Here is a 21,511-nt window from a genome sequence, read left to right as displayed (position 1 = left end):
CATTCCAGTAAACGGTCATTATCAAGGGCAGCACGCCGCCCTTTTGAATGTCCGTTAGGTAACGGTAACCGTATGCACGGCCACAAAGTTTCCGTCTTCAGTGTTGATAATGATCTGCGCGCTGCCGGTGGCGACACGCGTCACAGTAACGGTGCTGCCTGAGGCGGTGGCCGTTGCTTTGGTCGCATCGGTAGTCGCTACAGTGAAGTCTTTGTTGGTTGCGCCAGTTGGTGCGATATTCACAGTGAAGGTGCTGGTACCGCCCGCCGTGCCGGTGCTGGTTGTCGGAGTTACCGTCACGCCAGTCACCGCTACTGCGGTCAGTTCGTTAACTTCGATGGTACTCGCGTCGCCGACTTTGAACTCAGTTGAGAACGTTACGATGTCGTTGGTTCCACCGTCAGAGCTCAGGGCATTAACGGTCATGTAGCCGACAAACTCCACCGGGCCGTAATCCATACGCACCCAAATGCCGGGCTGCTTTTTAGCCTTAAGCTGTGCAGCAAAATACGTGATGAACTTTCCGATCCCGTACTGGTCAAGCTTGTCCTTTTTACGGACCTCACCTTCGAAACTAATCGTGAAATCGCTGTTGGTGATGATGGTTTCGACATAGCCGCCGCCGTCATCCGCATCAGATGTAACCGAGTTTGGGTTGAAGTCGAAGCCCTTTGATGTTCCAGCAGCCAGAGATTTCCACTCTGATTCTTCAGGTTTAACATCAGGGCAGCCGTCAGCGACCTCCAGCACGATCGCACCGCCGAACAGGCGCTCGTTCGAGTTAGGGCAGTCAGCCATGTGAAACTCCTCTTTGACGTATAAAAGAAAACCCGCCGGAGCGGGTTATTTGGTTGGTAATGGCTAGTCGCCAAATGTGCAGGCAAATTGCAATCGGAAGACTATTCGCCCTTCTTCTGTGGGCACCGGCGCGGGAATTGCGCCCATGTTCTGGATGTAGCCGACACATTCGTCAGCCATGGGGTTGGCCTGGACATAATCAATGATTGACTGAGCCGCCGTTGCCGCCGCCTGGTTTTTGTCCTTTGCGCCAATCACATCTACCAGGACATAGTTATCGTTCCCGAGGTCATTTCTGATGGGGGTTCCGCCATTTGGTCTGAACACCATAATCGCTTTCGAAAGATCATTCGGGTCATTGAAACTAAGAAGCTGAACCAGGAAACCGGTAGTAAGACCGGCATCGCCAAACATGTTCCTGACTCGCTGATACATAGGAGGATTCATAGAGACATTTCCTTGGCGATCACAGCATCAATCTGTCGCTGCGTGTCTTCAAACCCTTTGGTTAAAAACTCCTTCCTGGCCGTCGCCCGGCGGAAGTTCTGAGGTACGCTTGGGTCATGGACATATGCAGCATAGTTAGCTGAATAACCCACCCGGCCAGTCACGCGATTGCCATTTACAGTAATCTCGCGGAACTGGCTATTGATGAGGGTGGATGTATCGATCGGGGTATAGAGCGCCGCTTGAGATCCGCCGATAATCAAAGCTGATTGCATCGCCCTGACGACCTTTCTCCCCTGAATATCACCAACCAGAGCATTAAGGTTTTTCTTAGCCTGGCTGATGCCCTTCACTTTGATGCCCATAGCTACACTCCCGTAATTAACGCCCAGTCATCTTCCAGGCCATCGAGAGTGTCGTTCCAGCGCGTAACGTGACGAATCTCATCGGCACCTGCCACGACCGGGTCTGTTTCTGTGCTGACGCCAATCAGGATGTAATCGCCCTCATCGGCCAGAGCGTAAGCCGTGAAAAAGGTGTTTTTGACTACAACCTCTTTGCCAATGGAGCCGAGCTTTGCCGACAGTCCGCCGATGTAGTCGCACATGATGGTTTCAGGCGGTTCATATGGGTCGACAGGATCGCCCCACTCGTCATTACCGCCCGCGCCCTTACGCCATATCGTGCACGGCTTGTTGTAAGACCATGAAGCAGTAGACGACATCAGCCCTCCTTCCAGCGCAGCACCTTCGCGCCGGTCGCCCGGATGCGCGGGCAGTTGATATGCCACTCGCCGTCCGATTTAACGTAGCCGGTGGTCTCCCGCCCGGTGTCGGTCATCACCCAGACGCGGGTGAACGAGCGCGGCAGCCCGTACTTAACTGATTTGTACGTCATCACTTATCCCCAATAAAAAACCCGCCGGAGCGGGTTTAATTAACCTTATATGTTCCTAGCGAATTCGCCGTGAAGTGATGATCTTGTATTTCTCAGCCACTCTTCGACTTCGTGACGTGATTTAGATGAAAAATGATTGCGTACACCTTTAACCTGAACACTGCCTCGCCATGCTGCGTCCGCCTTGTTCCAAGTCAACCCCTTAACGCCGGTGGTATTTTTAGCGCTGCGTTTTTGGTTTTGGAGATTTTCTGAGACGCTGGCAACTCGTAGATTGCTAATATCATTATTGACCCTAACCCCGTCAATGTGATCAATCTGCAAGCCCTCGGGTATTTCTCCATTGTGGAGTTGCCAAACAATGCGATGAGCGGCTATTTCTTTGCCGTTAAGCTTCGTTCGGTAATAACCATAGGAACTTATTGACCCTACGGGATCACCTGCTTTTATTCTTCGACCAACATTTATTTTCCATCTAAGAAATGACGGTGAGGTCGGGTCATATGAAAAATATTCAGATAGAATATGGCTAGCCATGCTCGTTACCTCCATAACGACGTTGTGGTTAGAGCCGAATCCATGTTAGCGCATGATTCGGCTTGTTTATTTTACCACCAACTGTTTATTCAAACAGTATTAATCGTCGTTATTTTTGGCAAAAACATCCTCCCTTACCGATCCAGATACCAGCGAATGCCGGTGCGGCGGTAGGGTCAGCAGGAATCAGGGCAATGGCGCAGCCGTACTTATCCAACCCGCGCAGCAGGTTCACTGATGCTTTCCAGCGATCGGTGAACGACTGGTACCGGAAAGATCGCGACGCTCCGCTTGGAGCCGTCTGGCTGGAGATGTATTTATCCCCCTGCCCGAGCCCCATAAGCGCCAGCAGATAGAGCTGAATCAGCAGCGCGGTCGACGCCGGATAATGCGCATCGAGACACTCCTGAATGCTGTTAGCCTGGTCGACGAGAGCCTGAAGAACAAAATCGGGAATGGTAATTCCCTGGCTCTCCAGATACTCCTTCGCCTGTTCGAGAGTTACCATTATCGACTCCGTGAAATACCCCGCCGGAGCGGGGCATAAAAAAACCGCCTTAGCGGCGGCTGTTATTCAGCAGGGAAAAGCTTTTCGAGTTCGCCATCTGGCAACAGCTCACTGAGCTTTTCAGCGCCCAAGGTGCCCTTGAACTCAATGCCCAGCTCAGTAAGGCGGTCCTGAATAATCTCTTTGCGAGATTTCTCACCAGTACCGGCATCAGGTGTTGCTGGTTTCAGCTCGCCACCAGCTTCGCCTTTCATCAGCCGAACGTTAGACTTCAACGCCGGATGAAGCTCTTTCAACTCCACCACGTCGCCAACCTTCACGCCGAACCATGGGCGCACAACTTCGTATTTAGCCATGCTGTTTCCTTACGCCAGGTTAGCGCCGTAGACAACGCCAGACAGGCCCTGATCGTCTGCGGTGATTTGCAGACCTTCAGCAGACATGATCTGGAAGTTGTAGTTAACGTTAGGCAGTGGGCGCGGCAGCGGAACAACACCTACGGCCATGCCTACCAGTGGAGAGATCACGTCACGGCGACGAACGTACGCGATAAACTCGTTGCCGGTCAGCGCGAAGCTCATGCGGATTTCTTTCACTGGCGCGAACGGCAGAACCGCCTGCAATACAGTGCCGCTTACAACGCCATTCACCACGTACGGCTGCGCGAGGTTTGCCCAGATTTCCGGGGAAACCCACATCACATCGTATGCGGCAACTTTGTTGGTGCGCGCGGTTGTACCGAATGCCCCTTTACCGAAGAATGCGAAGATCGCAGTCATGTCAGCGGTGGTCAGGTCGATGTTCGCGCCACCAGCACCAGATCCGAGGTTAATCTTCTTGGTGTTGCGGTGGTTCTTGATACCCTGCGCAGGATAGGACTGAACCTGAATTTTTGAATCGCCGTTCAGGTAGTAGTTGACGCGCTTCTGGTTGAACTTGCGCATCTTCGCCATCTGCGAGTCCAGCACCAGGTCGATGCCCACAGAGTTCAAGCCAGCAGCATGACGCCAGTTAACACCGTAACCAGCAGTGAACACCGGAATCGGGTCCCCGTCGCTCGCGTAGTCAGTATGGTCGAAGGAGAACGGCGCCTGGCCATCAATGCTTACTGACACGTCGTCAGCGATGTCGCCTACCACGTTATACAGCTTGGCGGTTTTACCGACCGGCAGCACCGTCTGAACTCCGATCAGGTCGTTCACGATTTCCATGCCAACTTCCTGATCCCGCAGTTGCAGCACTTGGTTGTCAATCTCAGCCCAGAAGTCACGGGAGAAACCGCCAACGGCGTTACAGGCCAGCATGTCAGCAGTCATCATCGCGCGGTTAGCTGCAATGATGGAATCGTTCTGTAGGTTCCACATGTTGCGGTTTGCCCACAGCTCATTCCAGTGCCCGCCAAGGCGGGAGTTAGTCGCCAGCGTCTCTTTTGAGAAGTACATATGTTTTTGTCCTTTTGTTACGCGCCAGCAGCGGCGGCAGTACCAACGCGCATGCGCACGCGGATGAAGTCGGTGGTGCTGGCCGCGATGGTGTATTCATCCTGGCTGTATCCGATCACTGAATCAGTGTCATCGGTTGCCAGGGTAAACTGACCGGCAGTGCCCAGCTTGATCGGGCTGTCTTTTTTATACGCACCAGGCAGGCAGCGCAGCGCCAGCTCACGACCTTCTTCGACGTAGTTACCTACTGCCGAATCCCCGGCAGGGATTTCTTCGGTGATTGTCAGGCCCTGGTGGTAACCGACATCGATGATGTACAGGCGTCCGGTTAGCGCAGTGGCCTGAGCGAATTTATCGGATGAGTTGATGGTTGCGGCGGTACCCGGTAGCAGCGCTGCCGCCGTAGTACGGGTTTCGGTCTTGTACAGAGACTGACCGTCGATATTAACGCGACGATAACGTGGCATTATTCCGGCTCCTTACTTGAAGTGTTCGTCTGCGGCAGGTGCGCCGGTTTCTTTGTGCTGCTGAGCATTGTTGGTGCCCAGCGGAGCAGCTTCGCCCAGCGACTTGAACATTGCGTCCAGGGCATCGCCAGAAAGCGCGTTGGCCACGATGTCGCCATGAACCGCAGCAACCGCATCACGCTTTGTTTTTTCTTCCGCACGAGAGTTTGCAGTTAGCGTTTCAGTAAGCTTGTCCTGATTGGCCTGTAGGCCGGTGATCGCATCCTTAATCGGGTTCAGGGCTTCGGCGAAGTTTGCGGCCAGGCCTTTACCGATTTCGCTGATCAGCTCTTGTTTCTCTTCAGTGGTTAAAGGCATGTCGCCCTCCGTTTTGTGGTTTGGTGCAGGCTGTTCCTGCGGTGTGAATAGAGCTTTGAATTTGTTAGCGACGACCGCCACCCAAGACTCCTGGCGCGCTACTGCGGTGCCGGTATCGTCGAAGGTGATTACGCCGCCCTCAGACTTGTAGCCAAACACCTCAGCGGTTCCGCCGTTACGGATGATTACCGCTTGCGAGTCAGTGAAATCAGCAACCCATGCGTATTCATCCGCGCCCGCCGCAAACTTCGCTTTGGCTGCGCGATCGAGACGCTGCTCGCGCTCACGGTAGGATTCACCCACCAGTGCGCCCGAGTTAGCCTTGAGCGGTTGAGCCAGATCGGCATTGACCATCAGGCCAACTCCCTGCTCAGGGGTTGCCGCCCCGACTTCGTGCAACAGGATCGCGTCGTGGTCCATGCTGTAGATCTTGGCTACCCAGTCGGCGCCGGTAGCGCGTTGCTGTTCGTTCGGTTCAAGCTGGTCGAGGAAAGCGGCCACGCTGGTATGAATAGGCGGCACGTCATCTCCACGCTCGATAGCTGCGACGCGCTCGAGTAGTTCTCGACCACCTTCAGACTCACTGGCACGGGCAACATCAACCCACTTTTCGAGGTAGATACGGTTACCGGACTTCTTAACGTTGCGGTTCCATGCGCCGATATGGCCTGCGTTAATCCCCTCCGGGGAGAAAGCAGACACGAACTGACCATTAACCTGAGGGTGGCCCAGCGGCGCCAGGGTACCTTCCAGCCCCTTATAGTGGGCGTCGATTTGTTCTTGCGTGTACAACCCGCCATTCATGACGACGTTTGCCGGCAGCGTGTAACTCGGCAGTACCAGATGCTCGCGATCGTTGTAGGTTTCGCGCCTGATAGACTGGCTGTTCACCTTCGTGGTGATATTGACCTGCATAGGCATAGTTATTTCTCCGCCCAGGCGTAACCGCGCGCCTGCATCGATTTATATTCCTGTTTGAGTTTCGTGATGGTGTCCGGGTATTCCGGCTTACCGTCCGCATCCACCAGCACCGACTGCTGACTGCATTTGCAGTTGATGGAGTTGCCATCTTTGCTATACCAGTCACGCACCTCTTCGTTGGTGTAGAGATGGGCATGGCGCACTGAGTGGGTATGTCGCGTTGTCGGTGACAGAGCCGAAATGTGAACCAGAAGCGTTTTAAGGCCGTAAAGGTCATTCGCCTCCTGGTCTTCATCCCACTTAGCCCGGCGCAGCGCGGTAGTCACTTCAGTGCGTGCTATACGGTTTGCCCGGCGCTTCTCGATTCCTGTCTGTTCTGTCAGGTTGCGGGCAATGTCCAGCGGATTGAGACCACGGCCCACGCCATCAGTCAGCACACGCGCCATGTCGCGCTTAACGTCAGCCGTCAGTCCCTTCATTTCCTCAAACACACGGGCATGCACCAGCGCCATGCGTTGCTGGTACGGGTCGCTTGCGAGGATGGACGCCAGCGACTCACGACCTGCGGCATACACAGGTGACTGCTGGCTGAGGTTGTAGAACGACTGCCCTGTACCTTTCTCCGATGCCAGATCGATGTACTCGTAAAACCACAAGTCGTAATCGCCACCTTCAAGCAGTACCTGATCAACCAGGTAACTGGCATCGTTCAGGATGATGGAGAGTAGCGTTGGGTTTAGCTGGTATTCGTATCTGGCGTTTACTGCGAGGGAGGAAGGTATTTTGTCGAGTGCTGATTTGTACGCTTTGCCAATCTTATTCATCCGCCTGGCGAAGTCTTTCATTGCCCGGCGTTCCAGCGCATCGGCCCCGGTCGGATCTTGATAATTACGCGGCAGAATCGGTGGCTTCGTCTTGTTCGTCGCCATCCTCTTCTCCTAACGGCTCTTCGTCGTCATTGTCATAGCCCGCAGCTGTACGAATCTCTTCACGGGTGAACGCTGGTTCATCGCCGCTGCCCTGCATGGTCTGGTTAATCTCGCCCATGGTCTTGGCGTTAGTGAGCTTCTCAGTACCGGTCTGTTCGTTCAGGTCATCCCAGATAACAGCCTTCTGGCTGACTGAGTCGACGATCTGTAGGTCGATGAGCTTGTCGCAAAAGTCCTCTATCTCGAAAGCGAGGTCTACACGGCGCGACTGGCAGCGAGCGTTGAAATACTTCTGATCTTCGGTGCTCGAGCGCTCAGCCTGCTGGTTGCCAACCAGAATACGCGTAGGAATATCAACTCCTGCGGCGGCTGTTTGCAGGTTAACGTCATAGGTTGGAGACGGGTCAGAAACCGGAGAAACGAGGGAGGTTACGCTGGCCCCCTGGAGAGAAAGAAGCACATCATTTCCGCGATTCATCTCGCGTGCAGCGTCATTAAATTTATCCTGCAACTCATCTACTTTAACGCCGTACATAGATGCAATGCTGCCAAAGTCGATTTCCTTGTCGAAACTAAGTGCTAACTGGCGAGCGGCGTTCTTCAGGAATGACTCACCAGACCCGCCCTCTACCTTCTCCAGGCTCACAAAGGCGTTATAAGCTGGCTCAAGGAAGCCAATAGCATCGTCTGAGTAATCACCAAGGATGAAAACGCGATCGGGGTGGATATTGACGCGGCGACTTGAACCATTCGGCAACCGTTCGGCGTACTGCCACATCTTCGGCTGGCCGTACGTCTTCGAATTCAGTCCAGTGTCCCACTCGCTTACGGTGAGCGATCCTGCCCACGCAACGGATATTTTCTGAAGACCTCGTCCTTTGGTAACCGGAAGGTTCCAGTCTTTTTCGTCGCGGATGTGCAGAAGGATTCCTGCATAACGACCGACAAGGCGACGGCGATCCGCCTCGGCAAATGAGCGCCAGAAACGGTTGTTGAATACCTGCTTTGACTTCTTTTCCCAGGCAGTTTCGTTTTCGCTCTCGTCTGCATCGTCACCCTCGATGATTTCCGGGTTAGTCTGCCAGCACTTGCCCACCAGCTTCTCAACTGCACCGTGAGCGATACCACCGCGACGGTACAGGGCGTAGAGGTTTTCGTAGGTGACCTGCTCAGGGAAGCCATACTCGCACCATGCTGAATGGCGCTTATTGTCCAGCCCCATTGTAGGCGCCATCAGCCCCATACGGGCGCGAGCCATCCGCGCATCGTTCAACGCATGGTTGACGGCGAGAGTTAATTTGTCAGTCATGGTTTGTCCGTTGGTGGGATTTGGTCAATAAAAAAGGCTGCTATTCGGTCTCATGGTTATCTTTTTCGTAGAATCAGGAAGTGCATCCACAAAAGGCAGAATAACTGGCCCAGAGCGAAACCAAGCGCGAATACTGGGAGAAAATCAACATGCATGTGTTACCTCGAAATTTGTAACTTAACGTCCTTGCAGACGCTTAGGAATCATCATCCCGGCCATCTGCCCTTTGCGCTTAATGTGTCCGTCAAGGCTGTAGCGAATGCCATCCCAGCAGTGTTCGTAACCATCGGCGAGCTTCGGCAACACCTCACCGGTGATGCGGTCCGTTTTGTACGACCACATGCGAGCCTCGCGCGCCACGTTCTTGCAGCGGGGATGGATAATGATTTCGTCGAAGCCGCGAAGATGGGCGATTCCGTCCTCAACGCTCCCCTGCCATTTCTCGGCGGCGGAGATGTTGAACCCCTGCCGTTTGAGATAGCTGATTGTCTCAGGTCGCGCAGAGTCGGCCTTGATGGGCCAGTCACGCGATCCGGGAATTGTGTCATACAGCTCTGGCATGTGGTCGAGCTCTGTCTGCTGCCCGTATGCCTCGTATTCAATGTACAGCCGGTTATGCAGGATGAACGAGCGCACCAGAGTGTTCGGGTCTTTCGCGAAACCGAAGTCAGCTCCGAAGAACAGGCGTTCGGCCTCTTTCCATAACTGGTCCGAGAATTCAGCGATCCGGTACTTTCCGGCCAGGACCTGCTTATCAGAGTTTTCGAGGTAAGCGCCTTCCCACACCCATGCGTATGTCGCCGGGTCGAGGCGGCGCTGATCGTTCTGTCGCTCACCTTCAAGCACGTCAGGGAACCACGGGTTATCCGTATAGTTCATCTCAACGGTGATGCAGTCGTCGCCGGCTTCTTTGCGGAAACGTTTATCCGTTGCGCTGCCGTCGCGCTCCGGGTTCCAGGTCACCCAAATCTCTGAGCCTTCCTCACGAACGGTCGGGCTCAGCTTCTGCCAGGCTATTTCGCTGACTGATTCAGCCTCATCTACCCAGCAAAGCAGGATGCGCGCTTTCGACTTGATGCTGTCGAGGTTATGCCGCAGGCCGCAGAACACGTAGTTAACGCTCTTGTCGATGGTGCGGATGTACTTCTCGCCGATATCAAAGTTGGAAGCCAGCCATGGAACAGACAGGATCGCCTGTTTCACCTCCTGCATGCTCGACTCTTCCAGGGAGTTCATGAACTCACGCGCGCAGAGCACTACGCCGCTTTCACCGTTCATCATCGACTGGTAAGCCTTTACCGCAGTCATCAGTGCGAAGGTGCGCGTCTTGGCGCTACCACGTCCACCGTGCGAGCATCGATAACGCTTATTCACCGCAGTGAACAGCGGCGCAAGCTTGGCGGGGATCGGCAGTTGAACGGATTCACTCATGATTTCGGCTCAACGGGAAGCAACTGGATGACAGTCGGCTTCGGAGTCATAGTTCCGTCTGAAGATTTGTGGTCGATTTCCTGGCTGACTTTGTCGCCGTACTTTTTCGGGTTCATGCGGGCCAGGGCCCATTTTCGCGTGTCGATGCGAAGACGTGCTTTAGCTACTGCGGCAGCCTCTTCATTCACACGGTCAGCAATATCGAACATATCTTCGAAAATCGCGTCAGCGCGTGTCTCAGTGGCTTTCGCGTATTGGTCGCGAAACTCTGCATGTTGTGCCAACCAGCGGAACACCGTCGCCTTGTTAGGCATCCCGGGTCGATCACAAACTTTGCGCAGGCTTTCCCCATCGGCAAGCAGTGAACAGATGTCAGCAGCCACCTCTGGTAGATAATCAGAAGGGCGGCCAGTCTTTGGTTTGGTCGCCATAGTTTCGTTACTCCGTTGTTTTTTCTTCTGGCTGTTCGTCCTGCTCTGCCGGCACTGGCGTGAACTCCACTCGCTTTACATCGGCAGGAGCGAAATACAGCCACTGGCCTGTTTCGGTCGCCAGCGGCACAAAGCCATTAACCAGCTCAGGCTGACGTCGTGACATCTTGCCCGTGAAGGTTTCGCCTGTTTGGGTTGTTAGCGTGATTTGGTAGATGTCGGACATTGTCGCCTCTATAATCGAACGATCGTGGCATTTTTAGTTAATTGAGGAGGTCTCATGTCAATGAATTTTGACATTTTTATGGAAGTTTCAGGATTCACCTTCGACCCTAAAACATTCGAAAAAATCATGCTTGGCAATAATAAATTAGCTAGCTGCTTAACAACTCACTTAGCTATTGAACGCTTTCTTGAGGCGTGGATATGCTCTTACGTTGGAATTAAAGACCTTTTCGTTAACGACTCCAAAGACAAAAGCAAGGTTCGATTTTCTATGAATTTTATGGGTAAAGCCAAGCTTGCCCAGCGCATGGGTTTACCATTGCCTGCATACCGCATCATTGAAAAGCTGAACAACATTAGAAACAACTTTGCACATCAACACGACTATGAAGGGGCGACTCACAGTGAATTTATTGAAATTATTGAAAACGTTGACAAGCTTCCTTCATATGACCACAAGGCTTTAGGAGATTTAGATTACATGGTTTTCATTGATGACGGCCAAAATCAGCAAAAACACAATCTATCTTCAGAAACATGCCCTCATGAACTGCGTTATGCGGCCATCACTTATGGCTTACTTGTTAGATGTATGCTTCACATGATTAACGAGCTACCTATTACCAGAAGCAATAATTACGGCGTTGCTGCTGGATATCAAGGTTCATCAATTACCTTCAAAGGTTCAGCTCTCTGAAGCTATACACCGCTATAATTCTTTTTTCATTATCGAAGCCCCTCAGAGAAGAGCTTCTGTAACGGCCTACTTATTTTCGGTCTGCTTATCCCATTCATCGCGGAACCTGGATGGGTTGTCGAAACCTTCACTGCACTGGTTGATTTTCATCATTTCGCCCTTTCTCAATTTTGCGAATTGCCGCACGGTCGATGTTGCACTGCCCGACTATCCCGTAAAGCGTCGCGTTCATCGAAACACTGTCACCGTATGAGGGTTGGTCTGGCAGATCCGGCACATCAAGGCGCGACGTCAGCTCCGCCGGAAGGTTCAGGGCCGGCTGCTTTATCACCCGGTATTCCACGGGCGGCTTCTGCTGCTGCGCGCAACCGCTCAACAGCGGCATCAGGAACAGGAGCAGCAGCGCACTTATCTGCCGCCAGGTAGCGCTTAATCTCGCTCTGGAGCATTCGGTTCTGCTTGGCCGACTCAGCCCTTTGCTCTGCGACCTCTGACATGACCACGTTTTGCCTGTTAACGGCGCCAGCAAGATCTTTAACGCTCCCCGCCAGATCGTCATTTTTAGCCCTCAGGTCGTTGATCTGCACATCCTTGCTGTCGTTAAGCTGTGTCAGCCTGTCGTTCGTCGCCGTCAACTGATGATTGCGGGCGTTCAGCCCCCACAGGCAGATAGCGACAAGGATGATGAACGCGCAAGGAATAATAATGTGCGCATTATTTTTGAAAATGCGGAATAAACTGATTAACCCGAACATAAAACCCCCTTAGCTTTAGTCAAGCGGGCTTTCCTGTCCTCCAGTCCGTTGGTACCACCGTTGATGATTCTGGTGATGCGGCTAACATCATCTGAGTCAGCGATAGCGTTAAGTCCGTGATTGCTCCACCAGGCAGCTGCGGATTCAGCAGCATATTGAGGCTGAGTAAGTAGTTCTGGGCTCTTTACGATATCAACGCCCAGCTGATTCACCAGCGCGGCGTAATTCGCCTTCCCCGTCACCTGAATCAGGCCGCGCCCTCGGTAACGATATCCATCACCGCTGTTGCGATCGCCGTTCCCGTTCCGGTTGGCGTAGATGATGCTGCCAATCATTTTCTGGTCGGCCGGGTGAGCATTCTGGCCCGAATCAACACGACCATATCTGAAAGCGTCTTCTTGGCTGATTCGATTACCGAACATCGCCAGCAATGCGCCGTAGCGGTAATTCAGGCTCTCTTCCACATGAACGAAACCAGATGATTCATGCCCCACCTGCGCGAGGAAGTGCGCCTGCCTTAACGGTGTGCTTATGTCGTACTTCTGCATTGCAGCCAGCACGACTGGAAACCACTTCCCGGCCAGTTCCGCACTGGTGCCCGTTGCTTGCTGGAATTTACTGAGGGTCAGCATTTGCTTTGTCTCCCGGTTCATTCAGGCCAAGGCGACGGCGCGCATAGGCGAAAAGCGAATCCACCCCCACATATCCTACGCCCGCCGAGATCGGCCAGCAAAGTTCAGGGGGAAAATTCCAGTTGAAGATTGCCCATATAGCCGTGAGTGTCGGCTGAGCGAAGAAGCAAAGGATCCCGCACATCGTTGCGCCGGCGATCCGGTCTTTCCACTTTGATTTCGCGCCGCGCGAGGTAGCGAGTATCGACATGACAAAAGCCAGTACCGAATAGCCAGCTTCGTTTTTGTGGTTTACAAGCCACGCAAGCATCACCGCCCAGGTATCTGGTCTGTCTTGCATAGTGGTTTTCTTCATGTTCGCACCTGCTTGGTGCTGGTTGATTAGGTCAGGCCCTCGGGACGATTTAACAAGTAGGCGTGTCGATGATGGTTCCCGGGGCCTGGAATAAAAAACCTGGCGACAAGCCAGGAAGATGAGGGTAAGGCAATGCCGGCTCTCTGGCCGAAGGGTCCCAGGTAGTGGGTACTGGTGCCGGGCAAAGGAATCGAACCTCTGACGCGCAGCTTACAAGGCTGCCGTTCTGCCACTGAACTAGACCGGCGAAATTAGTCAAGTTGATGAGCCATCTTGTTACTCTGCACTTCCTCCATCCATTTAATAAGCTCAGCTTTATCTCGCCCGCTTTTATAAAATCTCTTGGAGTTTATACAGATTGAGGCGTCAATTCGCCCAGATTTCCTGACAGTTAGGGAGCCGCAATTCGTGCGTAATTTAAGGTAGTCACGGCTACGATTTTCAGCCTGGAGCTTATAATCTGCAATCCTCAGGTTTTCTAAGGAATTGTTTTTAGTATTTCTATCAATGTGATCAATTGTCATGCCATCTGGGATTTCACCATTTGCTATGGCCCAGACAAGTCGATGCGCTTTATATTTCACGCCGTCTATTTTGACGTAGTAGTAACCGTGGTTATCAAGACTCCCGGCCCTGGCGCCTTTTTTTGCTCTGGTGCTAGCATCAACCTTCCACCTCAACCCACTTTCACTACTGCCATCAACTTCCAAAAACTGTCTAGCCTTTGCGATTGGTAAAGGGATTGTTTTTGCGCTCATGCGTTTTCCTTGCTTTGAAATGAACCTTTGCCGCAATGGAAATCAGCCCGTCGAGGCTCGCCAGCACTAACTGACTTCCTCAAAGGCTCATTTCAAAGGGTTTGGTTCGACGTAGTTGAATGCGCATTGCGGTGCGCTTGTGAAATTTGGGAATAAAAAAGCCCAAGGCGTTAACCTCGGGCTTGTATTCTTTGTGTCGACAATCAAAGCTATGGCGACGATATCAGATTTACATGAAATATATGCGTTTCAATCCAGTTTTGCAAGACTTGAGTCCAAATTTGTCGCCTTTTGTTGTGAACGTGATCGCGTAACCTGCAATAAAGCCCCGCCATCCAGGCGCAGGAAGATGCGGCGCATCTCTACCCAGCGGTCTGTAAAGGTCTCTGACCAGTTCTTTGGTGTTACGCCCACCAGCGACGCCAGCGCCTGGTATTCGTACGTCTCACGTCCAGACAACTCTGCTTTCACGTCCTGCGCCGCCAGCCATATCAGTTTCTTCAGGCGCTCCATCGTCTTGCTGGCCACCTTCTTCGCGCCGAGCTGTTCCCGAAACTCTGCCCATGCCCACTGGGTGATAGCCACCTGGTACTCGAAGCGGATATTCTCGCTGTAGTTCCACAGCAGCCAAGCTTTCTGGTGGTCTTCCAGAGACAGCACGGCGCGGCGCCACGATGCGGTCAAGAACTCAACCGGGCCCACCAGCGCGATTGACGATCCCTTGGCGCGGGACTGGCTGCCGCTCATCGCCGGGCCGTCTGGGTTAACTTTACGGCCGGTTACCGGGTCAGTGACTTTCTTACGTCCCCGGCTGCGCGCCGTCGCGGTGAACTGTGCATTCTCGGCGAAAGCTACCAGTTGCCCTTTCGTCGCCCCGCTCAGATCTGCGGTCGCCACAATGAGCTGCTGACGTACGTATTCCAGTTGCTGGTTGTTCATTGTGCGGCTCCTGCTGGGTGATAGATGCGAACGAAGTTACGGAGGATGCGGTAATCCACCAGCACGGAGCCCGGGCGGCGGTAAATCCGTAGGCGCTGCCAGCGCGTGCGGAGTATCTCAAGCGTTTCTGGTTTCACACTCCATCCTCCATGACTTGTGCATAGTTCAGATACTTCCCCCAACAACTGACCAGAACCCGTGCTTTCACAACTGCTTTCTCTTCATTGCACCACCGGCAGAACCAGTTAACAGCACCTTCGACCTCTTGCTTAACCTTGTCGGCATTATCGAAGCGCACAGGGTAAACAACATCATCGAAAATAGCCGCCGTGGTCATTGGGTATTGGATTTTACTCATGCTGCCTCCTGCTGTTTTAGTGCGCGAAGATCTGCCCTGGCTTTGGCGCGGATGCCATCCAGCTCTTCACGGGTGTATCGGTGGTTTTCGTTGTTGGATTCGAGGGACAGTACGCGTTCTTCACCGATCAGTTCGACCAAGGCTGCACGATAGGCCTCGATATTCCCTGATTTATGAACGTTGCAGACTGGACACTGTAACCACAAATTATCTGGGTTGAAGCGCAGCTGTGGTGCAGCCGCTGTGGTGCGGTAATGTCCGGCATGCCATACAAAAGCGCTCTTAGTGCCGCATGAGATGCAGCCATAACCGGCAGCAAGCAGCATTTCACGTCGCCAGTCGTTGAAGGCGCGTTGAGTCATCTGCACCCAGTGACGGAGCGGCTTCAGCTCATTACGCCGCGCAGCGCGCCGTTGGCGACCTGCCTTCTCTTCGGTGCGCTGACGCTGCGCTTCCTTCTGCTTAGCGGCTTCACGGGCTTTTGCGGTCTGTTCTTTGCCAATCGCGCTGGCGCATTCGAATGAGCAAACTACCTGCCCGTCGCGGACCGGGTGGAACCACTGGCGACAAGCTTTATGGGCGCACTTGCGGCGCGGTAACTTAGCCATGCGCCCTCCGTGCCACGAGACGCAGCCATTTCTGATCCACCAGGCGGGCGGTGTAATCTTTCATGGTCGGGATATCGGACGGCTTAACCGCGGGCTTACGCTTGCGGCGCGCCGGAACGCGGAAGATTTCATTGGTGATGACGCGGGAAAGTGGAGTAGACATCAGGCCTCCTGCTTATCGCGCAGCTGCTGGTATTCACAGCTCTGCGGGATGGTCAGGTGGCAGCCGATATTCATCGCCCAGGCTTCGACTTTGCACAGAAAAATGTACATCTCGCCGGTTTCCAGCTCGGACGTATGGCGGAGAGATTGAACCGTGGTGACCTCGCCGGACACGACGTCCACGCGGTCTTTGCTTTCGTAGCCGAGATAGGTGTGCTTCATCGCGTCTTTGACCCACTCGGGTGTAGCGAAGGTCTTGCCGCGGGCGATGAGGTACTCGCTAATTTCCGTGTACCACATGTGGCTGAGCGCGTTCTGCGACAGGCTGCGTTTCTCGCGCCACGGCTTCACCTGCAGGCGGAAGCATTGCCCGGCATCCAGCAATGGCTGAATCTGCTGGCCGATGGCCGCGAAGTTACCGCGATGGAGTTTGATGCCGTCTACTGGCAGTGTCATACGGCCTCCTTAACGGAAACCGCAGAATGCAGAAAATCGCAGGTGCATTTCTGCATCTGTGACAAGGTGAGGAGTTCAGATTGTGGTCGCATTTAAGTCCCCTTAAATGCGCAGAAGTCACCAATGGGTGTTCAGACCATCAGCAAAGAAAGTATGGACGGTTGATTCAACAAAATCAACTGAAGAGAAAGGCCTCCGGAGAGGCCAATGAGTTAGTCGTCCACGCGTTTAAAGCACAGCGGGCAAACATCATTTCCACCGTGCTCTTCGTATGCGCTTTTAACAGCATCAGTCATCTCTTTAAAGCTTTCGAATAGATGACTACCGTTGCTTTTTTTATAAGCTCCGGCTGCGTATTTGTAGATGTCGGACTCTTCTATGCCCTCATCAACATAAGCGCCCTCATGATGAGGGCACTGCGTTAAAGCGCCAACCCTACCAAGCATCTCCAATGCCCAACACTCTTGTTTCATGCAAAGTTGATCGATACTCATAACGCCTCCTGCTGGTTTTACATCGCCAAATGAATGTACCACCAAGCAAGAGGAAATGAAGCAGTTAAATTGTAAAACATGTCTATATATCAATGAGTTAAAATAGTTTGCTATTTTTCTTACAGCCTTGCTGCGTCGAATGGGTTAGGCATGTCGATCACCTTTTGGTCGGATGATGTGGATCGTCATTCCGCTTTCGGTAGTAATGACCACTCTCTGCCCTGGCTCGATATCTGCCAGCCGGAACGCCTCGTAAAACGAGTCCATGGCCAGTGTTTGCTCGTCCTTGCGATTCCACAATCTCCACCCGCGGCGAATCAGCATGCCTATGACCCAGCCATACGTTTTAACTGCAAGATGTAGCCAGGCGAGGATCATCGTTGCGAAAAATAACCAGTCAGTCACGCTGAAATCTTTGAATGCATCCATCACTTCACCTCCTGCCGCGGTGCTGCTGCTATCGCCACATCCCAGAACTCACGGAACAACGAGTAAGCGCCAGTGAGGTTAGTGGCAGAGTACGCGCCAAGCTCGGAGTTAATCTGGACTGCGCGCATCATCTCGGGAGACATATCAACCGGCACCATAACCCACCCATCCGGAATCACCGGAGAGTTGCCAGACACGACGTCAGCGCGAACATAGAGAGTGTCGTCCTTGTGCTGATTGTCGCTGCACCATGTTAATTCGCTGAACTCGCCATTCTCTGGCCATACTCCAGCAGTCTGAAGCCAGATATGCTCTGGCGCATCCTTGCATGGCGTATAGGCTGGCAACTTGTTAGCAGTCTTTACAGGTTCGGCACCCTGAAGCATGGCGGCGCGGCAGGCGTTCCATCCATCAATTTTCCCAGCCTGATAGCACGACAGAGGGCCATTAAGCTCAAAGTCATCAGCTTTGCCCTTTTCATCAGGCACAGATACCGGCGCTGGAGGGGCGGCGTAAAGAGGGAATGCTCCCTTAATATTCTGACTGCACTGGTCGATCAGGTCTTCATCATCTGCGTCGAATCTTCCGAAGTAACCCACAGCCTCCGCTTCTAGCGATGCCAGCGCGATAGCAAACAGCTCGTTATCCATCACCAACCCATCAGCGTCAGTGTCCCTACTGATGCGGTATTTATTGATTGCCGTTACCTGATTGATACGGGCGATTAACTGCTCTTTGGTGAAGGTGCTCATGATGCATCTCCTTTACCGGCTGCTGCGGCGCGTAAGTTGCGCTCTGCAATTAAAGCTGTATCAGTCGGGTCGGTGGTTTCAACGACGCCCGGTTGCAAACGGCTCAAGTCAGAGCCCGTCAGGTTAAAGATTGCGTAAGAGATATCACTGGCGGCCTGGCGCATAATCTCCCTTTGTTCATCAATCAGCGTCTGTGCGGCTTCCAGCTCATCCATCAACGTCACCGCATCTAGAGCCATCTGCTGTATGATTTCAACGTCAGCGTGACCTAGGGTGTAACCAGCTTTCAAATCGGCAACTGCTTGCACGGCCCGTTTGTCGATGTTGCTCATTGGGCGGACTCCTGCTTCTGCTTGTTGTATACGGCCCAACTCAGAGAATCGAGCTTGTCACGGCCTGCTTTGTCGTACATGTGGATGCCGTCTTTGCAGGCGTGTTCGAGTTTCACCTGCTCCTCAAGCTGATTGAGTTCGTCGTATGACAGGGTGGCCAGCTTCAGGCGATTCCAGCCAAAGTTACGGATGCGTGTCATACCCCTACCCTCCCCCAAACCATCAATACCCTTCTCATCGCCGGACTGTTGCGGCACTCCTGGCAGATCACGTTTGCCTCTGTGCGCTGCACCAGCTTCGAATTTCCCTTCGGCATGGCCGGTATGGTTTCCGGTGCGTATTTCATGCCGTAGCTGGTCAGCCGATAAAGCCGCTGGCCATGCTTACCCTCGAACTCGATCAGGCCGTCTGCAAACAACGTGCTTAACGGGCCGGAAATCTTTTTGGTGGTCATGCCGATCATGCTGGCAATGCGAGCACTGCTCAGGCCCGGGTTATTACGCAGGGCTGCAAGAATCTGCCCACGAATTGTTATGGTCATCAGAACCCCCCTTTCTTTTTCGGCTGCTGCTCACGCCCGCGGCGTTCTGCGGCGGCGGCCTGCTGGTCTGTGTCGTGAATTGCCCCGTTGTTCTGATTGCAATAAACCGTTCCGGTACTGCCGTGGCGGTTGAGTCGCAGGATTAACTCGGTTTCTCCCGGCGGCACGCTGTCATCGAAAGCACCTTCCCGGTGGATGCCAACCCAGTAGTCGCAGTCCTGCTCAATCTGCCCTGTGTCGCGGGAATCGCTCGGCAACGGGCGTTTATTCACTCGCTTCTCCAGTTCGCGGTTGAGCTGGGTCAGCAGCACGACGACGCAGCCAAGCTCTTTGGCGAGGTTCTTCAACCCTTTGGTGATCATCCCGTAGGCCAGGTCATTACGGTCTGCTTTTTCGGCGGTCATCAGCGTCAGGTAGTCAACCAGAATCATGCCTACGCAGCCCTTCTCGCGTTTGATTCGGCGGCTTTCGCTAACGATGTGCGCCAGTGACAGGCCCGGAGTGTCGTCGATGTACAGCATGTCGATTTCACTCAATCGCCCGGCTGTGGCGATCGCCTTCTTAAAGTCGCCGTCGTAATCGCCCTGGTACTGGTCATCGGCGTCATCCGTGGCGGGCATGTAAAAAATGCTCGGGTTTACGCCGGACTTCTGCCCAACAAGCTTTTCGAGGATCTGGTCGCTGGGCATTTCCAGGCTAAACATCAGCGCTGGCTTTTTCTCGCGAATCGCGCAGTTGATTGCCATCTGCCCGTACAGGGTTGTCTTGCCCATCTTTGGTCTTGCGCCAATCACAAACAGGGAGCCTTTCACCAGGCCTTTCGGCGCTAACAGTCGGTCGAGTGACGGGATGCCGGTACTCATGCCACGCTGTTCGCCTGAAGGGTCGAAACGCTTCTCCAGATCCGCCACCCAGTCATCCATAACCTCGCCGAACGACCGCAACCCACGGCGACTGCCGGTTTTTGAATGGTCTGCGAGCTGGGTGAAAATACCCTGAATGGCCTCGTACTTCTGCGTAGCGCTCATGCCGTTACGGGAATACAGCAGCTCGGTAGCTTCGGTCAGGCGGTTGATACCGTAGCGCTCCATTGCGGCTTCCCGGACTGATGCTGCGTATGCCACGATGTTTGCAGCGCTTGGAGTGTTCTTGGCGATCTCAGCCAAGTAAGCAAAGCCACCTACCTGCTCCGCGAGCCCTTTTCCTTCAAGCGCGTCGAACAGTGTCAGACCATCGACTGGCTTGTTGTCGCGGAACATCTGGCGCATCTCGGCAAAGATCAGCTGGTGAGGTCGGCTGTAGAACGACTCAGGCTTGAGCATCGCCAGAACCTTCTGGACTCGCTCGCTGTTGTCATCATCCAGCAACAGGCCACCGATAACGCTCTGCTCTGCCTCGAGGTTTTGTGGTACAGCCATGAAATCAGCGGTCATCACGATCCCCCTCGCGCACTTCGATGTAGAGCTTTTCGGTCAGGAACTTATCGAATTTCATGCGGCGCCAGGTCTTCCCGGATTTCTGGTCTGGTCGGTCTTCAAGCATCCAGCGGCAGTTCTGAGCGATGTAGCGCAGATAGCTTCTGAAACCGTCCATATCCATCGGCTTACCGTCCAGGTTGCGGGCAATTTTGTTGGCCTTACCCCAGAAGGTGCGGATCAGATTGCGTCGCTCATCAGTGAGGCATCTCCATCCCCGGGCTTCAGGCAGTTCGTCTTTCAGGCATTGCCATACTTCATCGCATGACAAACGGGACTTTTTCTCTTCAGCGGGTTTCTGGTCGTTTGCGACATACTTACTACCGTTAGGTAGTAAGTTATTTAATATATTGTTATCTGTGGACACTGGCTGGACATCGGCTGGACACTCCGCCTCCACAGGTATTGATATAACTGCGTTTGCGCTGGACACTGGCTGGACATCGGCTGGACAAAAATTTGACTGATATTCGTCATATTTGACCACTTTTAGAACAGTAAAACGGTTGTTTGATTTGGTGGTGATCATGCCCAGATTCTGGAATTTACGGAGCAGTGATTTAACGCGATCAGCGGTCAAACCCGTTTCCATTGCCAGCGTGTTTCGCCCGGTAATGAACTCTCCGCGTTCGCAGATCACATCGCCAACATCAGTAGATACCAGTGTCTGTTCGTGATTAGCGCGCAGGAGCAGGTGAACCCATAAATGAGCCGCCTCAGCGTCCTTATAGAACGGCACATCCATAATTTTACGGTGCAGCAAGGCAAACCCCTTACCGTCATTCGTGCGCGGTTTCTGGAGCCTTCTGGCCTCTCTGGCTTCGGCTAAATTGGATACGTTACCCACGGCCACTCTCCTTACGTTTCAGTTCTTCCAGAATGGCGCGCATCTTCTCTGCCACAATCGGATTAACCGAGCGGATGAAGCGGTCGCGGGTTATGTTTTTATGTACAGCGGTATGGTAATAGCGTGGATTTTTTGCCATTATTCCTCCTGCAATGAGTGCAGACGATTTGCATCTGAAGGCCAGTTCTGTTGACGCAGACTGGCTTTCGCCATTTTTGATAC

The 21,511-nt window shown here is 53.4% G+C and carries 36 protein-coding genes and 1 tRNA gene; 1 reads left to right on the top strand and 36 read right to left on the bottom strand.

The window, feature by feature from the left end; genetic code table 11:
* Positions 1 to 54: 54 nt before the first annotated feature.
* The 16 genes from FZF21_RS05620 to FZF21_RS05545 form a co-directional block, all read right to left on the bottom strand.
* Positions 55 to 798, bottom strand: a complete 744-nt coding sequence (locus FZF21_RS05620) for an Ig-like domain-containing protein (protein ID WP_063946073.1) — start codon at positions 796 to 798, stop codon at positions 55 to 57.
* 63 nt (positions 799 to 861) lie between these two features.
* Entirely contained in the window at positions 862 to 1,245 is a 384-nt protein-coding gene (locus FZF21_RS05615; RefSeq protein ID WP_063946072.1) for a hypothetical protein, read from the bottom strand.
* Positions 1,242 to 1,610: a hypothetical protein gene (locus tag FZF21_RS05610; protein ID WP_032652844.1), complete on the bottom strand. Its 369-nt coding sequence runs from the start codon at positions 1,608 to 1,610 to the stop codon at positions 1,242 to 1,244. Before FZF21_RS05610 ends, FZF21_RS05615 begins: the two co-directional genes overlap by 4 nt.
* A gap of 2 nt (positions 1,611 to 1,612) precedes the next feature.
* A complete protein-coding gene (locus FZF21_RS05605; RefSeq protein WP_063158903.1) occupies positions 1,613 to 1,969 on the bottom strand; it encodes a hypothetical protein in 357 nt (118 codons plus the stop codon).
* A complete protein-coding gene (locus tag FZF21_RS05600) occupies positions 1,969 to 2,142 on the bottom strand; it encodes a 50S ribosomal protein L13 (protein WP_149121017.1) in 174 nt (57 codons plus the stop codon). The genes FZF21_RS05605 and FZF21_RS05600 overlap by 1 nt, the downstream gene beginning before the upstream one ends.
* A 45-nt stretch (positions 2,143 to 2,187) precedes the next feature.
* On the bottom strand, positions 2,188 to 2,679 hold the full coding sequence (locus FZF21_RS05595) for an HNH endonuclease (RefSeq protein ID WP_167497059.1): 492 nt from the start codon (positions 2,677 to 2,679) through the stop codon (positions 2,188 to 2,190).
* A gap of 109 nt (positions 2,680 to 2,788) precedes the next feature.
* Positions 2,789 to 3,187, bottom strand: a complete 399-nt coding sequence (locus FZF21_RS05590; protein WP_149121019.1) for a hypothetical protein — start codon at positions 3,185 to 3,187, stop codon at positions 2,789 to 2,791.
* Between the two features lie 62 nt (positions 3,188 to 3,249).
* Positions 3,250 to 3,543 carry a hypothetical protein gene (locus FZF21_RS05585; RefSeq protein WP_023296439.1) on the bottom strand — a complete coding sequence of 98 codons (294 nt, stop codon included), beginning with the start codon at positions 3,541 to 3,543 and terminating at the stop codon, positions 3,250 to 3,252.
* Between the two features lie 9 nt (positions 3,544 to 3,552).
* Positions 3,553 to 4,629 carry a major capsid protein gene (locus tag FZF21_RS05580; RefSeq protein ID WP_063928195.1) on the bottom strand — a complete coding sequence of 359 codons (1,077 nt, stop codon included), beginning with the start codon at positions 4,627 to 4,629 and terminating at the stop codon, positions 3,553 to 3,555.
* Between the two features lie 17 nt (positions 4,630 to 4,646).
* Entirely contained in the window at positions 4,647 to 5,096 is a 450-nt protein-coding gene (locus tag FZF21_RS05575; RefSeq protein ID WP_023300384.1) for a hypothetical protein, read from the bottom strand.
* Positions 5,097 to 5,108: 12 nt separating this feature from the next.
* Complete coding sequence (locus FZF21_RS05570) at positions 5,109 to 6,374, bottom strand: hypothetical protein (RefSeq protein ID WP_149121020.1); 1,266 nt, start codon at positions 6,372 to 6,374, stop codon at positions 5,109 to 5,111.
* 2 nt (positions 6,375 to 6,376) lie between these two features.
* Positions 6,377 to 7,303: a phage minor head protein gene (locus tag FZF21_RS05565; RefSeq protein ID WP_149121021.1), complete on the bottom strand. Its 927-nt coding sequence runs from the start codon at positions 7,301 to 7,303 to the stop codon at positions 6,377 to 6,379.
* Entirely contained in the window at positions 7,263 to 8,612 is a 1,350-nt protein-coding gene (locus FZF21_RS05560) for a phage portal protein (protein ID WP_149121022.1), read from the bottom strand. The genes FZF21_RS05565 and FZF21_RS05560 overlap by 41 nt, the downstream gene beginning before the upstream one ends.
* A 177-nt stretch (positions 8,613 to 8,789) precedes the next feature.
* Entirely contained in the window at positions 8,790 to 10,043 is a 1,254-nt protein-coding gene (locus tag FZF21_RS05555) for a phage terminase large subunit (RefSeq protein ID WP_149121023.1), read from the bottom strand.
* On the bottom strand, positions 10,040 to 10,474 hold the full coding sequence (locus tag FZF21_RS05550; RefSeq protein WP_149121024.1) for a ubiquitin carboxyl-hydrolase: 435 nt from the start codon (positions 10,472 to 10,474) through the stop codon (positions 10,040 to 10,042). The genes FZF21_RS05555 and FZF21_RS05550 overlap by 4 nt, the downstream gene beginning before the upstream one ends.
* 7 nt (positions 10,475 to 10,481) lie before the next feature.
* Positions 10,482 to 10,700, bottom strand: a complete 219-nt coding sequence (locus FZF21_RS05545) for a hypothetical protein (protein WP_149121025.1) — start codon at positions 10,698 to 10,700, stop codon at positions 10,482 to 10,484.
* Between the two features lie 54 nt (positions 10,701 to 10,754).
* Here FZF21_RS05545 and FZF21_RS05540 point away from each other — a divergent pair, with 54 nt between their 5' ends.
* Entirely contained in the window at positions 10,755 to 11,396 is a 642-nt protein-coding gene (locus FZF21_RS05540) for a hypothetical protein (protein WP_149121026.1), read from the top strand.
* Positions 11,397 to 11,674: 278 nt separating this feature from the next.
* Here the strand turns inward: FZF21_RS05540 and FZF21_RS05535 are convergent, their stop codons facing one another.
* From FZF21_RS05535 to FZF21_RS05440, 20 genes are all read right to left on the bottom strand, one after another.
* Positions 11,675 to 12,151, bottom strand: a complete 477-nt coding sequence (locus FZF21_RS05535) for an Rz lytic protein (RefSeq protein WP_149121028.1) — start codon at positions 12,149 to 12,151, stop codon at positions 11,675 to 11,677.
* Positions 12,139 to 12,783, bottom strand: a complete 645-nt coding sequence (locus FZF21_RS05530) for a glycoside hydrolase family 19 protein (protein ID WP_149121029.1) — start codon at positions 12,781 to 12,783, stop codon at positions 12,139 to 12,141. Before FZF21_RS05530 ends, FZF21_RS05535 begins: the two co-directional genes overlap by 13 nt.
* Positions 12,767 to 13,138: a phage holin family protein gene (locus tag FZF21_RS05525; protein ID WP_048961198.1), complete on the bottom strand. Its 372-nt coding sequence runs from the start codon at positions 13,136 to 13,138 to the stop codon at positions 12,767 to 12,769. The genes FZF21_RS05530 and FZF21_RS05525 overlap by 17 nt, the downstream gene beginning before the upstream one ends.
* Positions 13,139 to 13,310: 172 nt before the next feature.
* Positions 13,311 to 13,385, bottom strand: a tRNA-Thr gene (locus FZF21_RS05520).
* Between the two features lie 4 nt (positions 13,386 to 13,389).
* Complete coding sequence (locus tag FZF21_RS05515; RefSeq protein WP_063963200.1) at positions 13,390 to 13,896, bottom strand: HNH endonuclease; 507 nt, start codon at positions 13,894 to 13,896, stop codon at positions 13,390 to 13,392.
* 249 nt (positions 13,897 to 14,145) lie between these two features.
* Positions 14,146 to 14,835 (bottom strand): bacteriophage antitermination protein Q, encoded by a 690-nt coding sequence (locus FZF21_RS05510; RefSeq protein ID WP_149121030.1) that lies wholly within the window; start codon positions 14,833 to 14,835, stop codon positions 14,146 to 14,148.
* Complete coding sequence (locus FZF21_RS05505) at positions 14,832 to 14,972, bottom strand: YlcG family protein (RefSeq protein WP_045332081.1); 141 nt, start codon at positions 14,970 to 14,972, stop codon at positions 14,832 to 14,834. The genes FZF21_RS05510 and FZF21_RS05505 overlap by 4 nt, the downstream gene beginning before the upstream one ends.
* On the bottom strand, positions 14,969 to 15,193 hold the full coding sequence (locus FZF21_RS05500) for a hypothetical protein (RefSeq protein WP_063452511.1): 225 nt from the start codon (positions 15,191 to 15,193) through the stop codon (positions 14,969 to 14,971). The genes FZF21_RS05505 and FZF21_RS05500 overlap by 4 nt, the downstream gene beginning before the upstream one ends.
* Positions 15,190 to 15,801 carry a recombination protein NinG gene (locus FZF21_RS05495; protein WP_149121031.1) on the bottom strand — a complete coding sequence of 204 codons (612 nt, stop codon included), beginning with the start codon at positions 15,799 to 15,801 and terminating at the stop codon, positions 15,190 to 15,192. Before FZF21_RS05495 ends, FZF21_RS05500 begins: the two co-directional genes overlap by 4 nt.
* Positions 15,794 to 15,964: a NinE family protein gene (locus FZF21_RS05490; RefSeq protein WP_149121032.1), complete on the bottom strand. Its 171-nt coding sequence runs from the start codon at positions 15,962 to 15,964 to the stop codon at positions 15,794 to 15,796. Before FZF21_RS05490 ends, FZF21_RS05495 begins: the two co-directional genes overlap by 8 nt.
* Positions 15,964 to 16,419 carry a YbcN family protein gene (locus FZF21_RS05485; protein WP_032104836.1) on the bottom strand — a complete coding sequence of 152 codons (456 nt, stop codon included), beginning with the start codon at positions 16,417 to 16,419 and terminating at the stop codon, positions 15,964 to 15,966. Before FZF21_RS05485 ends, FZF21_RS05490 begins: the two co-directional genes overlap by 1 nt.
* Positions 16,420 to 16,631: 212 nt before the next feature.
* Positions 16,632 to 16,913: a hypothetical protein gene (locus FZF21_RS05480; protein ID WP_097414431.1), complete on the bottom strand. Its 282-nt coding sequence runs from the start codon at positions 16,911 to 16,913 to the stop codon at positions 16,632 to 16,634.
* Between the two features lie 144 nt (positions 16,914 to 17,057).
* A complete protein-coding gene (locus FZF21_RS05475; RefSeq protein WP_047359648.1) occupies positions 17,058 to 17,342 on the bottom strand; it encodes a DUF4752 family protein in 285 nt (94 codons plus the stop codon).
* On the bottom strand, positions 17,342 to 18,094 hold the full coding sequence (locus FZF21_RS22175; RefSeq protein WP_244323626.1) for a hypothetical protein: 753 nt from the start codon (positions 18,092 to 18,094) through the stop codon (positions 17,342 to 17,344). Before FZF21_RS22175 ends, FZF21_RS05475 begins: the two co-directional genes overlap by 1 nt.
* Complete coding sequence (locus FZF21_RS05465; protein WP_149121033.1) at positions 18,091 to 18,426, bottom strand: hypothetical protein; 336 nt, start codon at positions 18,424 to 18,426, stop codon at positions 18,091 to 18,093. Before FZF21_RS05465 ends, FZF21_RS22175 begins: the two co-directional genes overlap by 4 nt.
* The gene (locus tag FZF21_RS05460; RefSeq protein WP_047050266.1) at positions 18,423 to 18,626 is read right to left on the bottom strand and encodes a hypothetical protein; all 204 of its coding nucleotides are present in this window, start codon (positions 18,624 to 18,626) and stop codon (positions 18,423 to 18,425) included. Before FZF21_RS05460 ends, FZF21_RS05465 begins: the two co-directional genes overlap by 4 nt.
* Positions 18,623 to 18,967 carry a winged helix-turn-helix domain-containing protein gene (locus FZF21_RS05455; RefSeq protein WP_149121034.1) on the bottom strand — a complete coding sequence of 115 codons (345 nt, stop codon included), beginning with the start codon at positions 18,965 to 18,967 and terminating at the stop codon, positions 18,623 to 18,625. The genes FZF21_RS05460 and FZF21_RS05455 overlap by 4 nt, the downstream gene beginning before the upstream one ends.
* Complete coding sequence (locus FZF21_RS05450) at positions 18,967 to 20,400, bottom strand: DnaB-like helicase C-terminal domain-containing protein (protein WP_149121035.1); 1,434 nt, start codon at positions 20,398 to 20,400, stop codon at positions 18,967 to 18,969. The genes FZF21_RS05455 and FZF21_RS05450 overlap by 1 nt, the downstream gene beginning before the upstream one ends.
* A complete protein-coding gene (locus FZF21_RS05445; protein ID WP_149121036.1) occupies positions 20,390 to 21,289 on the bottom strand; it encodes a DNA replication protein in 900 nt (299 codons plus the stop codon). The genes FZF21_RS05450 and FZF21_RS05445 overlap by 11 nt, the downstream gene beginning before the upstream one ends.
* Positions 21,282 to 21,428: a hypothetical protein gene (locus FZF21_RS05440; protein ID WP_015571544.1), complete on the bottom strand. Its 147-nt coding sequence runs from the start codon at positions 21,426 to 21,428 to the stop codon at positions 21,282 to 21,284. Before FZF21_RS05440 ends, FZF21_RS05445 begins: the two co-directional genes overlap by 8 nt.
* Positions 21,429 to 21,511: the final 83 nt, after the last annotated feature.

The sequence above is a fragment of the Enterobacter sp. LU1 genome (genome assembly GCF_008271405.2).
GTDB lineage: Bacteria > Pseudomonadota > Gammaproteobacteria > Enterobacterales > Enterobacteriaceae > Enterobacter > Enterobacter hormaechei_C.
The sequence above is the reverse complement of the archived record's forward strand: the minus strand, read 5'-3'. Positions and strand labels throughout refer to the sequence as shown.

Bases quoted from the DNA above. Each gene is read 5' to 3' on its own strand.
- FZF21_RS05525 (WP_048961198.1), bottom strand. From the start codon at position 13,138: ATGAAGAAAACCACTATGCAAGACAGACCAGATACCTGGGCGGTGATG.
- FZF21_RS05440 (WP_015571544.1), bottom strand. From the start codon at position 21,428: ATGGCAAAAAATCCACGCTATTACCATACCGCTGTACATAAAAACATA.
- FZF21_RS05460 (WP_047050266.1), bottom strand. From the start codon at position 18,626: ATGACACGCATCCGTAACTTTGGCTGGAATCGCCTGAAGCTGGCCACC.
- FZF21_RS05595 (WP_167497059.1), bottom strand. From the start codon at position 2,679: ATGGCTAGCCATATTCTATCTGAATATTTTTCATATGACCCGACCTCA.
- FZF21_RS05545 (WP_149121025.1), bottom strand. From the start codon at position 10,700: ATGTCCGACATCTACCAAATCACGCTAACAACCCAAACAGGCGAAACC.
- FZF21_RS05570 (WP_149121020.1), bottom strand. From the start codon at position 6,374: ATGCCTATGCAGGTCAATATCACCACGAAGGTGAACAGCCAGTCTATC.
- FZF21_RS05575 (WP_023300384.1), bottom strand. From the start codon at position 5,096: ATGCCACGTTATCGTCGCGTTAATATCGACGGTCAGTCTCTGTACAAG.
- FZF21_RS05490 (WP_149121032.1), bottom strand. From the start codon at position 15,964: ATGTCTACTCCACTTTCCCGCGTCATCACCAATGAAATCTTCCGCGTT.
- FZF21_RS05530 (WP_149121029.1), bottom strand. From the start codon at position 12,783: ATGCTGACCCTCAGTAAATTCCAGCAAGCAACGGGCACCAGTGCGGAA.
- FZF21_RS05585 (WP_023296439.1), bottom strand. From the start codon at position 3,543: ATGGCTAAATACGAAGTTGTGCGCCCATGGTTCGGCGTGAAGGTTGGC.
- FZF21_RS05620 (WP_063946073.1), bottom strand. From the start codon at position 798: ATGGCTGACTGCCCTAACTCGAACGAGCGCCTGTTCGGCGGTGCGATC.
- FZF21_RS05565 (WP_149121021.1), bottom strand. From the start codon at position 7,303: ATGGCGACGAACAAGACGAAGCCACCGATTCTGCCGCGTAATTATCAA.
- FZF21_RS05480 (WP_097414431.1), bottom strand. From the start codon at position 16,913: ATGAGTATCGATCAACTTTGCATGAAACAAGAGTGTTGGGCATTGGAG.
- FZF21_RS05465 (WP_149121033.1), bottom strand. From the start codon at position 18,426: ATGAGCAACATCGACAAACGGGCCGTGCAAGCAGTTGCCGATTTGAAA.
- FZF21_RS05500 (WP_063452511.1), bottom strand. From the start codon at position 15,193: ATGAGTAAAATCCAATACCCAATGACCACGGCGGCTATTTTCGATGAT.
- FZF21_RS05555 (WP_149121023.1), bottom strand. From the start codon at position 10,043: ATGAGTGAATCCGTTCAACTGCCGATCCCCGCCAAGCTTGCGCCGCTG.
- FZF21_RS05600 (WP_149121017.1), bottom strand. From the start codon at position 2,142: ATGACGTACAAATCAGTTAAGTACGGGCTGCCGCGCTCGTTCACCCGC.
- FZF21_RS05540 (WP_149121026.1), top strand. From the start codon at position 10,755: ATGTCAATGAATTTTGACATTTTTATGGAAGTTTCAGGATTCACCTTC.
- FZF21_RS22175 (WP_244323626.1), bottom strand. From the start codon at position 18,094: ATGAGCACCTTCACCAAAGAGCAGTTAATCGCCCGTATCAATCAGGTA.
- FZF21_RS05515 (WP_063963200.1), bottom strand. From the start codon at position 13,896: ATGAGCGCAAAAACAATCCCTTTACCAATCGCAAAGGCTAGACAGTTT.
- FZF21_RS05590 (WP_149121019.1), bottom strand. From the start codon at position 3,187: ATGGTAACTCTCGAACAGGCGAAGGAGTATCTGGAGAGCCAGGGAATT.
- FZF21_RS05510 (WP_149121030.1), bottom strand. From the start codon at position 14,835: ATGAACAACCAGCAACTGGAATACGTACGTCAGCAGCTCATTGTGGCG.
- FZF21_RS05535 (WP_149121028.1), bottom strand. From the start codon at position 12,151: ATGTTCGGGTTAATCAGTTTATTCCGCATTTTCAAAAATAATGCGCAC.
- FZF21_RS05455 (WP_149121034.1), bottom strand. From the start codon at position 18,967: ATGACCATAACAATTCGTGGGCAGATTCTTGCAGCCCTGCGTAATAAC.
- FZF21_RS05560 (WP_149121022.1), bottom strand. From the start codon at position 8,612: ATGACTGACAAATTAACTCTCGCCGTCAACCATGCGTTGAACGATGCG.
- FZF21_RS05485 (WP_032104836.1), bottom strand. From the start codon at position 16,419: ATGACACTGCCAGTAGACGGCATCAAACTCCATCGCGGTAACTTCGCG.
- FZF21_RS05550 (WP_149121024.1), bottom strand. From the start codon at position 10,474: ATGGCGACCAAACCAAAGACTGGCCGCCCTTCTGATTATCTACCAGAG.
- FZF21_RS05580 (WP_063928195.1), bottom strand. From the start codon at position 4,629: ATGTACTTCTCAAAAGAGACGCTGGCGACTAACTCCCGCCTTGGCGGG.
- FZF21_RS05610 (WP_032652844.1), bottom strand. From the start codon at position 1,610: ATGGGCATCAAAGTGAAGGGCATCAGCCAGGCTAAGAAAAACCTTAAT.
- FZF21_RS05475 (WP_047359648.1), bottom strand. From the start codon at position 17,342: ATGGATGCATTCAAAGATTTCAGCGTGACTGACTGGTTATTTTTCGCA.
- FZF21_RS05450 (WP_149121035.1), bottom strand. From the start codon at position 20,400: ATGACCGCTGATTTCATGGCTGTACCACAAAACCTCGAGGCAGAGCAG.
- FZF21_RS05495 (WP_149121031.1), bottom strand. From the start codon at position 15,801: ATGGCTAAGTTACCGCGCCGCAAGTGCGCCCATAAAGCTTGTCGCCAG.
- FZF21_RS05605 (WP_063158903.1), bottom strand. From the start codon at position 1,969: ATGTCGTCTACTGCTTCATGGTCTTACAACAAGCCGTGCACGATATGG.
- FZF21_RS05615 (WP_063946072.1), bottom strand. From the start codon at position 1,245: ATGAATCCTCCTATGTATCAGCGAGTCAGGAACATGTTTGGCGATGCC.